At 47.5% G+C, this 11162-nt stretch carries 9 protein-coding genes and 1 tRNA gene; 5 read left to right on the top strand and 5 right to left on the bottom strand.

Features of this window, described 5'->3' with window-relative positions; all coding sequences use genetic code 11:
* Positions 1–508 (bottom strand): hypothetical protein (locus tag HRU21_04415; GenBank protein NRA41535.1); only part of this gene is annotated, 508 nt, incomplete at its 3' end.
* 485 nt (positions 509–993) lie between these two features.
* On the opposite strand from HRU21_04415, the gene HRU21_04410 reads away from it, so the two are divergent.
* The 5 genes from HRU21_04410 (at position 994) to HRU21_04390 (ending at position 8274) form a co-directional block, all read left to right on the top strand.
* Entirely contained in the window at positions 994–2283 is a 1290-nt protein-coding gene (locus tag HRU21_04410; GenBank protein NRA41534.1) for an NHLP bacteriocin system secretion protein, read from the top strand.
* Positions 2284–2288: 5 nt separating this feature from the next.
* Positions 2289–4466, top strand: coding sequence for an ATP-binding cassette domain-containing protein (locus HRU21_04405; GenBank protein ID NRA41533.1), 2178 nt, complete (start codon positions 2289–2291; stop codon positions 4464–4466).
* Positions 4463–6682, top strand: coding sequence for an ATP-binding cassette domain-containing protein (locus tag HRU21_04400; protein ID NRA41532.1), 2220 nt, complete (start codon positions 4463–4465; stop codon positions 6680–6682). The genes HRU21_04405 and HRU21_04400 overlap by 4 nt, the downstream gene beginning before the upstream one ends.
* Before the next feature lie 67 nt (positions 6683–6749).
* Positions 6750–7826 (top strand): hypothetical protein, encoded by a 1077-nt coding sequence (locus HRU21_04395; GenBank protein NRA41531.1) that lies wholly within the window; start codon positions 6750–6752, stop codon positions 7824–7826.
* Between the two features lie 28 nt (positions 7827–7854).
* The gene (locus tag HRU21_04390) at positions 7855–8274 is read left to right on the top strand and encodes a hypothetical protein (protein ID NRA41530.1); all 420 of its coding nucleotides are present in this window, start codon (positions 7855–7857) and stop codon (positions 8272–8274) included.
* Positions 8275–8289: 15 nt separating this feature from the next.
* Here the strand turns inward: HRU21_04390 and HRU21_04385 are convergent, their stop codons facing one another.
* The 4 genes from HRU21_04385 to HRU21_04370 form a co-directional block, all read right to left on the bottom strand.
* The gene (locus tag HRU21_04385) at positions 8290–9792 is read right to left on the bottom strand and encodes an FAD-binding oxidoreductase (GenBank protein ID NRA41529.1); all 1503 of its coding nucleotides are present in this window, start codon (positions 9790–9792) and stop codon (positions 8290–8292) included.
* A 160-nt stretch (positions 9793–9952) separates the two neighbouring features.
* Positions 9953–10486, bottom strand: coding sequence for a hypothetical protein (locus tag HRU21_04380; GenBank protein NRA41528.1), 534 nt, complete (start codon positions 10484–10486; stop codon positions 9953–9955).
* A 296-nt stretch (positions 10487–10782) separates the two neighbouring features.
* A tRNA-Phe gene (locus tag HRU21_04375) sits at positions 10783–10858 on the bottom strand.
* Positions 10859–10980: 122 nt separating this feature from the next.
* On the bottom strand, positions 10981–11162 hold a 182-nt coding region (locus tag HRU21_04370), incomplete at its 5' end, for an oxidative damage protection protein (protein NRA41527.1).

Raw genomic sequence — 11162 nt, 5'->3', positions numbered from 1 at the left:
TTTGATTGGATTCTAGATATATTGATATGTCAGTAGTCGCCGTAAAGTTGAAATCATTGCCGGCAACATTTGTCGCCGTAAGTGAATAGGCTTCTTCACCATTGCCACTATTGCTCAAGGTAAAGGCCGCAAATTTGTTTGTATCAGGGGAGAGCACAGGAATATTAGACGCCCCTGTAATATTCGATAAGCTCACATCAATGATTTCTTGAACCGTAAACGTTACTGACGCGCTGGCAGAAGCCGGGTTACCATTTAAAGTATATGTTGCCGTTGTGGTACTGCTGATGTCAGTATTTGCCGGAGTCAGCGCAAATACCCAGCCTGAGAAAAGGTTTAAGACGCATGCAGTTAAGGTAATTTTTAGCAAATGCAATAATGCATTAAGCTTAAAGAAAGAGTAATGCGAACGTTTGTAGTAAAAACAACGCACGACAAAGTTTATTAGCCTCATCAAGGCTAATAAATGAAGAACCTTAACGTACTCATCCACACGAAACATTGTCATTGTTTTAACTTATAATTATAGGACGACTGACTTAGCGGCAGTCACAGACTAGTCTATACCTATGTATTTCTTAGGACATACTTTAGTTATAGCCCAGCTTGCGCGACTAACAATAGCTTTCATCTATTAATTAATGACTCTTATCAGAAAACAACTAAAGACTAAAACTTAGAAAGGCCCTATCTTCATAGATTAGCCTATAGGCTTTAGAATTTAAATTCTAAATCAATAACTTGGCATACTTACTTAAGAATTTTTAGAGATTTAAAGTTGTTAAATGATACCCAGTTAGAATTTAAGCTGTATAGATCATTTATCAAAGTATCGGTATCATGCTTTTTACACTGCTAAACCGACAAGCAGATTATTGAATCAATGATTATGTTTAACATAGGTCGATGATTGGCGATTTAGCGAATGGCTTGATCTAGATCCTAAATTGCGTATGCTTTTAGCATACTCTATGCCAAGGATCTTTGGGCCACATGCAGAACAAATCGACGCTCGCGTTTCGCGACCAAGCTCAGCAGCAAACTGCCAGCACTGACAGCTTTAAGACGCCTGTTGCGGTNGTTGATTTAAGTATCATTCGCATGACAATAGCCTTGGCAACCTTTGTTTTACTGGTCACTATATGGGCAGTTTGGACTAAAGTTCCCATTCAAATTGCCGGCACCGGCGTTATCGTTACCAAAGGTCAACCCTTATCGCTACCTGTCGAAGCCAGCAATAGCGGCCAAGTCGTCTCTGTAATGGTCAGCAATGGCCAGCCAATCAACGCTGGCGACATGATTGCAAAGCTTTCTCAACCTTTACTGCAGGCTCAGCTAGATCAGGCTAAAGTTCAATTACAAGAAACGTTAGACAAACGTGAACAAACATTAGCCAATTTGAATGCAGAGCAGCGCATTAACCAACAAAGCCGAACAGATAAGCGCAATGCTTTGGAAAAAGCTATTTTCGACCTGCAAAGCAGACTGCCGTATTTACGCGAACAAGAGAAACAGCTTGCCGCGCTTGCTAATAAGGGCTTAGTGAGTCGCGATCAAGCCACCAATGCCGCAATCAAACGGCAAACCGCTGATGAGGATTTAAGCCAGCAACAGGCGCAATTAAAGCAGCTTGAGGTAGACGCTGTTAACGAACAAGACAATCGCCAGCAAAGGCTATTAAGCCTCGACCAAAGCATTGAGCAGGCGCGTGAAAATCTCTCCATTCGACAAACTGAGCTAGACAATAATATTGACATTATTGCCGAGCAAGCTGGGGTAATCGACGAAATCAATGTTATCCGTGGCGACTGGGTCGGCACTGGTCAGCGTATCGCTATCATCTCACCACGTGGCGAGCTAAACAGCAGTCAACACCTTGCCTTATCGGCACTGATTTACGTTCCCATCGACAAAGGCAAGCAATTATCTGCAGGCATGCCAGCGCTGCTTGAAGTTTCTAGCATCTTGAAAGGCAGCTTCGGCAAAGTTAAAGCCACCGTCACCGAGGTGTCAGACTTGGCGATTGCAGAAGATACGCTGTCCTTGAGGCTTAACAATCCAAGCCTAGAAAAAAAGATACTCGCCGAGGGCGCACCGTTTGAGGTGATTGTCGACTTAGATATCGACCCAAATGAAATATCTGGCTATGCCTGGACCCAGACGCCCGGACCAAAAATTGAATTGACTGCAGGCACTTTTATTGAGGCCTCCATTACTGAGCAATATAAGTCATTACTGTCGCTGGTGATTCCTCAGTTAAAAATCCTGTTTCAATTAGATTAATTCCTATGCGCCTATCATTTACCCTGCATAAGCCCTCAGCGGTGCCACAAATATTTCAAATTGAGGCTGTGGAATGTGGCGCAGCGGCATTAGCCATGGTGCTAGCGTATTTCAAAAAATGGGTGCCACTTGAGCATGTGCGCGATCGCTGCGGTATTTCACGTGACGGCAGCGATGCATTTAAAATGGCGCAGGCTGCAGAATACTATGGCCTGCAGGTAAAAGCGGTGAATCGAGAGCCTGAGCAGCTTGCTCAGCTTCCACTTCCGCAAATTTTGTATTGGGAATTTAATCACTTTGTGGTACTTACAAAAGTCGATAAGCAGGGTTTTCATATTAACGACCCAGCCACAGGCACGCGCTGTTTATCTGCCGAACAATTTTCTAACAGTTTTACGGGTTTATGCCTATGCTTTAAACCGGCAAAAAACTTTGTCGCCGACGGTAAAAAACCAAGCCTTATCGACAGTATTATTCAACGCACCCAAGGGCTCAGCGCAGCCTATAAGATACTTTTACTGTTAAACCTATTATTAACGCTGCCAGGCTTAGCCATGGCTGGCCTAACTCGCATATTTTTAGACGATTATTTAATTGCCGCACAGCATCACTGGCTTTGGCCACTGTTAGCTGCCATGCTCTGCGGCACAGGGCTATCTTTTATTATCGTCTGGCTGCAACAAAAAGTCTTACTGAAACTACAAACGCGCATGGCCTTAAGCGACTCAGCCAATTACACCTTGAAAATCTTGCGTATGCCGTTTAGTTTTTTTGCCCAGCGCAGCAGTGGTGAACTGGTGCAAAGGATTCGACTCAATAACCAAGTCGCCAATGCCTTATCGGGCCCTGTCGCGGAGGCTGGACTAAACGCCTTAAATATTGTTCTTTATCTGATCTTAATTGCGCTTTACAACTTTACCGTGGCTCTGGCGAGTGCAGTATGTATTGTATGTATTCTATTTATTTATACACGCTTCAATGCACTCGCTCAGCAACGTCATCAGCAGTGGCAAATTTTGCAAGGCCAGGCTTATGCAGTTGCCGCGCATGGCTTACAGCAATTTTCTAGCTATCGCGCACAGGGTGCAGAAACATTACTCATGCAGCGCTGGCTGGGCGCCGAGGCTGCCTCACTGTCTGCTCAACAAAAAACCTTAACCATCGACGCTGGTTTGCGCGCCGCACCGACCGTTGCGCAAGGCTTTTTAATGGGCTTAATTTTAATACTCAGTGCCTTTGAGGCAATACAAGGTCAAGTCAGCTTCGGAAGCCTGATCAGCTTGCAGCTATTAGCAGGCTTGCTAGTTCAGCCGATAGCTGAATTAATGCAACTCAACGGGCAGATACAAAAAACCGCCGGCGCCCTATTACGCCTAGATGACTTACATAACTACCCTCAAGCAGAGAAGCAAGAGCTAGAAAAGACTGTACCTGAAACGTTTCATGGTAGCTTCGAGCTAAAACAATTATGCTATGCCTATCCTCCAAATCCGCCGCTTATTTATCAGCTTTCCTGCCATATTCCTGCAGGCTGCATTACTGGCATTGTGGGAAAATCAGGCAGCGGTAAATCTACTTTAGCCAAAATGTTAGTGGGATTATTAGAGCCACAGCAGGGTGAAATTTTACTTGATGGCCAGCTACTGCAGCAATGGCCAGCTGCGCTGCGCAAAAATCTCATTGCTTATATTGAGCAATCGGGGCAGCTTATGCACGGCAGTGTGCACGATAATATTAGCCTCTGGCGTGAGGACATTTCCAGCGCAGAGGTGATTGCTGCAGCAAAGCAGGCAGATGTGCATGAGGCGATTGTCGACAAAGCTAACGCCTACCAAACTCGACATCATCCGGCGCACAGTGTGTTCTCAGGCGGCGAGGTTCAACGCCTTACCATTGCTAGGGCACTCTGCCAAGACCCGATGATTGTCATCTTAGATGAAGCCACCAGCGCACTCGATACCGTCAGTGAAGCAAACGTTATCAGCAACCTAAAAGCAAGCGGTAAAACGGTGATTCTGATTACGCACAGGCCCAGCTCGATTCTGCGCTGCGACAACCTTCTAGTCCTTGATGAGGGTAGCATCGTCGACCAAGGGCCAACCCAAACGTTGCTGCAAGACTCGAAAGCGCTGCAAGCAATTCTGGCACATGACCATGCAACGCCCCAGCAGGTAAGCCCGTGACTATAAACCAAGAACGACTGTCGCGAATTGCTAACAGACAGCAAGCTGATCAAACCCAGTGGCAATATGCGGTCGAGAATTTTAATACCCTTATTGAAGGCCGTAGCCATCTAACAGATCACCAATCAGATGCCATGCGCATTGCATTATTCAGTTTATGTGAAAGCTTTCAGCGAAAACTGCCGCTGCATATAAACACTGATTTAACGCAGCGTGAGGCCGTCGATATTGCCAGCGATGCTGGACTGATTGCGCGCGAAATCAACTTAGCCAAACTCGACAATGGTTATGCAGCTGACAATGCCGAACCAGGACTAAAGCGCTTACAGCAAGATCTCGGTCCACTGTTGATTGTTGAACGCGAAACCGCCGAGCAACCACAAAAGGCCTGGGCTGCAATACGTCGTCGTGGCCGCTATCAAGCAAGCCCTGCGGTTGACGCTGAAACTGGCAGCTCGGCAGATTTTTTCAACAATAAAATAATTTATAGCGTTAGTCCAAAACTGCCAAACCAAGCGCTCAGTCTAAAACAGTGGCTAGTCTTCGGCACCTCATGGCTGAAACCCGAAATTGGCTTGTTCGCATTACTCACACTGGCTGCTAGCGCATTGGCGATGACTTTGCCAATGCTAACATCTGGCATTATCGATACCGTCGTGCCGAACAACCAGCCTACATTGCTGTTGCAAATCAGCTTGCTGTTATTACTTGTCGTGAGTTTTCAAGGTATTAGCCATTTCATGCTGTCCTGGGTTCAGTGCCGCATGGATATTAAAAATGACAATATATTACAAACCGCAATCATTGACCGCGTGCTCTTAATGGCGGCCCAGAACAGCACTAGCCCGTCAATGCTAGCAATGCAGACTCAGTCAGCCATTCAGTGCCGTAAAGCCATGCACAGTGCCGCCATGCTGATGGTTAACGGCAGTAGTTACTTAGTGGCCGCTTCGGCGTTAATGCTCGTTTATCAAACCAAGGCGGCATTGATTGTACTACTAGGCATTGTGGTTTTGTTATGCCTGCTAGTCGGTTTAGGGCTTAAACGTCAGCAAGCATTGCAAGAGGGTCAGCTGCAAGATATGTCTAGCAATGATAAGTTGTTTGATATGCTGGCAAATATCAGCATGATTCGCAGCTTTGGTCTAGAAACTCACTTCTTCTCTCAATGGGCCAATAACTACAGCATAATGCGAGGTAAATTGCTGCGCGCTAAATCGGTTTTTAATATCATTCCCGCCCTTGAAAAAAGCTGGCCATATTTACTATTAACTTTAGGCTATGGCGCAGCGGCACTCGGCGGCGAGGTTCAGCCACAGGCTCAGGGGCAATTTCTCGGCTTTATCACTGCCCTCGCAACAGCAACCTCGGGAGTGAGCTTATTGTCTGCTGGCCTGCAACAGCTCTTCACCAGCCTACCCATGAGCGCGGCATTCAAGCCCGTCTTGCAATTTATACCCAAGCCGGAGCCGGCCGCACTCACACCAAGCTTAAATGGCGCCATCAGCGTATCGCATCTAAGCCTCAGCTACCCAGGTGCCGAACGAGCAGCATTGTCTGATATCAACCTCGATATTGCTGCGGGTGAATATATCGGCATTGTTGGGGCCAGCGGTAGCGGCAAGTCATCGCTGATTCTTGCCCTGCTGGGCCTGCATACTGCAGACAAAGGCAGCATCCTTTTTGACGGACATCATTTAGATACCCTGCATCAACCCAGTCTGCGCCGACAAATCGCCATGGTTATGCAGGGGCAGCAACTACTGCCAGGCTCTTTATTTGACAACATCGCAGGGCTGCGCACGCTTAGCCTGAGCGACGCCTGGCTGGCCGCAGAGCAGGCCATGATTGCAGATGATATTAGGCAGCTGCCGATGGGCATGTTTACCATGGTCGGTGATTTACAGGCGGTCTTCTCAGGCGGTCAGATCCAGCGTTTACTGCTGGCCCGCGCGCTTGCTGCAAACAACCCCATTCTGTTGCTAGACGAGGCCACCAGTGCACTCGACAAAAGTACACAAAGCCAAATTTGCCGCAATCTCGCAACACTTAGTAATACACGCATTGTTATTGCACATCGACTTGCAACTGTGCAGCTATGCGATAGGATTGTTGTTATGCATAACGGTAAAATAGACGCGCTAGGCAGCTGGTCAGAGCTTGCCAAGCACAGCCAGAGGTTTCAACAATTGTTGGCACACGAGCAAGCTGTCTAGCTTGATTTAACGCAGCACACCTCTGCAATCAGTTGAGCTATAAATATTCAGACAAGAGGGACATGACATGAGTGATGGATTTGATGATATCGAGGGCGATATTCCGCTCGATAAACTAAAAGGCGTCGCAGGCGGCAGTGGCAAATCCCACCATGCTGGGCTAGATGAGGAAGATAGCGTAAGCACCAGCCACAGCGGCGACGGCTATGAAGCAAAGGCACACGCTGATGCTGAAGTGAAAACAACTGGCTATAGCTATCAACATAGCAACGGTGAAACCCAGGCTTCAGCTACGGTAGGCGTTGATGCAACCGCCTCAGCTAGCGCCGAGGCCAAAACTGAATATTCAGATGTCAAAGCCAGCGGTAGTGTCGAAGTTTTAGACGGCGCCACCGGTGAAATTCACAGCGATAAAGAAGACAGCGGGTTTTCTGCCAAAGCGGGCAGCGCAGTTGAGGCGAAAGGCGAAGTTGACTCTCGCGTGGGTACCGAGAATACCAATGTCTCTGCCTCAGCCAAAGTCGACGCTAAAATGGGCACCGAAGCAAAAGCCGATGGCGATGTTTATCACGGTCATGGCCATTACGGCGCTAAAGGCTCAGCTGGTGCTTTTGATGACGCGGGAGTAAAAGTCAGCAGCACCGTGGGCGGCGAAGTTGATGGCACAGGCGGTACCGGCACGGTTGGCGCTTCGGTGGGTGAAACCGGAGTCGGCGGTAGTTTCGACGGCGAATACCATGATCATGAGCTTAAGTTTGGTTTACAAGGTGCCATTGGAATTGATATCTGCGGCGTAAAAGTTGGCTTTAGCGCTGAAATTAACACCAAGCCCTTTGAACATGCCGCGAAAGAGACCTCACACTGGCTAAGTGGCGCTGGGCAAGATATAGGTCACAGTTTTCAAGACCTTGGGCATAACTTTAGTCATAACGTCAAAAGTGCCGCCCATGATATAGAACATGATGCTAAACATCTCAGCCACGAGGCTGTGCATACCGCTCAACACCTTGGCCATGAAGCTGAACACGCAGCCAAAAATATTGGTCACGAGGCAGAACATACGGCTAAGCATGTCAGTCATACAGTGAGCCATACGGCCAAAAGTGCAGGCCACGCGATCAAACATGCTTTCAGCGGCTGGTAACTAAGCAATTTATCATCGGATAATTATTATGGATATAAATCAACAACAACAGTTACACGCAACGATCAGCGATTTAAGACTCAAGCTTAATCAAGCGGTGGGCCCTATTGCGGTTGAATTAGGCTATCAAGGCGAGCAAATTGCCCAGCTCATGAATAAAGTACAGCCGGCTTTTTTTCAGGCATGGTTCGCAGGCACTCAAGCAGACGTGGCGTTAACGCAGGCCATTCAGCAAGGCGACACTGAACTGTGTTGTGAGATGTTAGAGCATGAGCTTGAGCGAGGCGCATCAGCTGAGCAGGCATTTGCAAGCATTAAACGCTTAAAACAGGCTGCCGGAGCCAGTGATCAGCAGAACGCGATTGCAGAGGCTACTTTCTTGAAGCAACTATCACTTGGCGACAACCCAAGCGAATCTTTGCAGGCAGCGTTTAAAGCCTTGCAGTAAGTTTTGACCAACTGCTTAAACAATATGTTTTTGCGGGGCAATAACCTGCTCAGGATCCAGCGACTGCTTCAATTGCAGTAATAATCGACGCCTTGGCTCAGATAACTGAGCCGCCTTAGCCATTGAAGGCAAGCCTAAACGCACCAGCGGCATCGAGAAATCTCTAGCTATGGCCAGCAGACTGTCGTGACAGGCTAAGGCATGCGAGTCCATCGCGTTGTCTTGCCGGTCACCACGTGCAAAAATAATCGCAATAAATACATGCAATCGCGAGTGACTGACAAACTGCATGCCGATATTTGGTAAGAAGCCCTGCGCTAACATACAGGCTTCAAAGGCAGCCAACTGCGCCGGCAACTGCTCAGGCTTTGGCTCTGTTGCCAAACACAGCCAAATACAGCCGCAACCGTCTTGCTCTGGATGGCGCTCGGATAAAGGTAACTGCGCATGCTCGGCGGTAGACTCAAAATAAAGACTTTGAATATTGTCAAAACTTGGATGGCCGCTAGCAAGACTGGGGATTTGCTGTTGCCCTTCGACATCGTCGAAAACATCGAGTGACGGCTCTAAAGGCCCCAATATGCTCGATACCATTGACCATTTAGCGGCTAGCAACTGCGGCTCAATTGTTTGAATAAACCATGAAAGATGCCAGCTGCATAGATTAGATGCTGCCAATTCTTCGGCTGAGCATTCAATGCGGCGCTTATCTCTGGCCAAGCGCTTGGCTTGATTCCAGAAGCTGATCGACCTTGGGTCAATGAGTTGTTCCTGCATTAATCGCTGCAGCGCAACAATATGCTGCTGCCAGTCATCAGTGCTGTGTAGCTCGGCCATCACAAAACGTGTTCTACCGGCTTTAGCTGTTAGCTGAATTTCTACCGCCGAAACAATTGCAAAATTTGACTGAATAAAGAGCTGCGATAACTGCGGGCCGGTCTCAACTTGTAACGCTGTTTGGTCAGATGCGCTGACAGCATCAGCATGCAATTCTGTAATATCAGAAAACAACTCGCCATTACCGAGTACCGCCTCTACAGCTACGATACTTGCCGCACGGTCACCCATACGCCCAATACCATCGCCGCGTTCCAGTGCATTCGCCAACACGCTGGCTTCGGGCGAGCCACCAATCACGGATGCCTGCCAAGCACTTTGGCTGGCTTGTAAAAAGTTTGCCAGCTGCAGAAAGGTTACGCCCGGCTGCACCACAACGCGCCCCGTTTGAGGATTAAAATGGCGGATCTGCTGCATGTCGCCAAGGTCTACGCTTATTGCACCTGCCTCAGGCAGAGCCCTCGAGCCTAAACCCCAGTTTTTACCCTGACTGACCGGATAGAGCGGCAGCTGATGCTTTGACGCAATCGCCACCACAGCTTGCAGCTGCTGTGCAGTCTGTGGCTTAAGCACCAGCGCAGGCGCAAAGCCTATGCCGGTGGTATTTTCAGCATAGTGATTGAGTACAGCAGGCGAATCCAATATGCCTAGCCCTGCTATATCGGCAAAAAGTTTTCGCATCTGTTTATAAAAGATCGGATAAGGCAAGCACAGCGAAAAAGTACTTAACAGTTATATGAGCGGAGATGCAAACACAGCGCATATAACTGTTAATCGTGCTGTAAAACGATTGAAGCTGCCGCTGCATGGAGAGCATTAGCAGCCATTAACACGCTAGGGCTTATTTGCCCAGCTGGTGTAAATGCGGAACCGCTTTTATATGCATGGTGCTGTCGTCGCTAAAGTTAAGCGCTTTTACATCAAAGATCTGACCAGACGGTGAAATCGCTTTGATAGCCCAATTGCTGCCATCCGCATTGATAATTTTCACACTCATGGTATTCGACTTACCCACGACAGCCTTTACAGGGTATCGCTTACCCGCAGAATCGATAGCTTTAATGTCTAATATTTCACCGCTATCTGTGATTGCCTTGACCCCATGTAAGGTATCACTTTTTTCATCCACAGCCTTAACAGCGTGCATTACTTTACCGTCGCTATCGAGCACCTTAATATCTAATACATGGCTTTGATCATCGTACAGCGCCTTGACCGCATGCAGCTCGCCCTTCGGGCCAATCGCTTTAATCGCCAAAAGTTCCTGCCCCTCAGGATGAATACCCTTAATATGCCAGATATGCGCATCCGCGAGGAGATTGGTCGACAGCATAATTAATGCACTTATGCTTAAAACATGTTTTAAAATTTTCATTGTGGCTAGTCCTTTAAGTTAAGTCATTGATAACTGTGAAACCATGGTTATCGAGCACTATAATCAATGTAATGAGCTTATTTGTAAACAGTAATTTGACTGTCACAAGATTTCAAATTGAGCCATTCTTTCTTTGCTGGCTAAGCAAATTAGGGCATGGCAACGAATGGGTACAAGCAAGAAAATTAAAGCTCTAAGCGCCAGATAAGGCAATAAACGTTTTTAAAGCGCAACATAAAACACTTCGTATTTGAGCGACAAATATTGGTAAATGTTGATAGATGTTTGAAAAGAAATGGTGCCCGGAGGCGGAATCGAACCACCGACACGAGGATTTTCAATCCTCTGCTCTACCAACTGAGCTATCCGGGCAGGATTAAGCAATGCTTAATTGAGAAAGGCGCGTATTAAACCGTTTTGCCTTTTTTTCGTCAAGCCTTTTTGTTCGATTTTAAGGCCAGCAAAACAGATCGTCGAAACTTTAATCAGCTCTGCTAGCTGCCCTCTTCAGGCACATAGCCTTCAGCTTGGTCGTAGGCCTCACCGGCAAAAAACAGCTGCTGCTGTTGATTTAAATATTGGCGTGCCTGAGGATCCATCAGGCTCAGCTGCTTTTCGTTAATCAAGCGTGTTTGATGCGCTTGCCACTCATCCCAAGCCTGCTGCGATATATGCT

Source organism: Pseudomonadales bacterium, assembly GCA_013215025.1.
Taxonomy (GTDB): domain Bacteria; phylum Pseudomonadota; class Gammaproteobacteria; order Pseudomonadales; family DT-91; genus DT-91.
Note: the sequence above shows the minus strand (reverse complement) of the source record. Positions and strands in the feature narration are given on the sequence as shown.

What these genes read in the sequence shown, in the direction of transcription:
- HRU21_04405 (NRA41533.1), top strand. Translation starts at nt 2,289, where the DNA reads ATGCGCCTATCATTTACCCTGCATAAGCCCTCAGCGGTGCCACAAATA.
- HRU21_04385 (NRA41529.1), bottom strand. Translation starts at nt 9,792, where the DNA reads ATGCGAAAACTTTTTGCCGATATAGCAGGGCTAGGCATATTGGATTCG.
- HRU21_04390 (NRA41530.1), top strand. Translation starts at nt 7,855, where the DNA reads ATGGATATAAATCAACAACAACAGTTACACGCAACGATCAGCGATTTA.
- HRU21_04380 (NRA41528.1), bottom strand. Translation starts at nt 10,486, where the DNA reads ATGAAAATTTTAAAACATGTTTTAAGCATAAGTGCATTAATTATGCTG.
- HRU21_04395 (NRA41531.1), top strand. Translation starts at nt 6,750, where the DNA reads ATGAGTGATGGATTTGATGATATCGAGGGCGATATTCCGCTCGATAAA.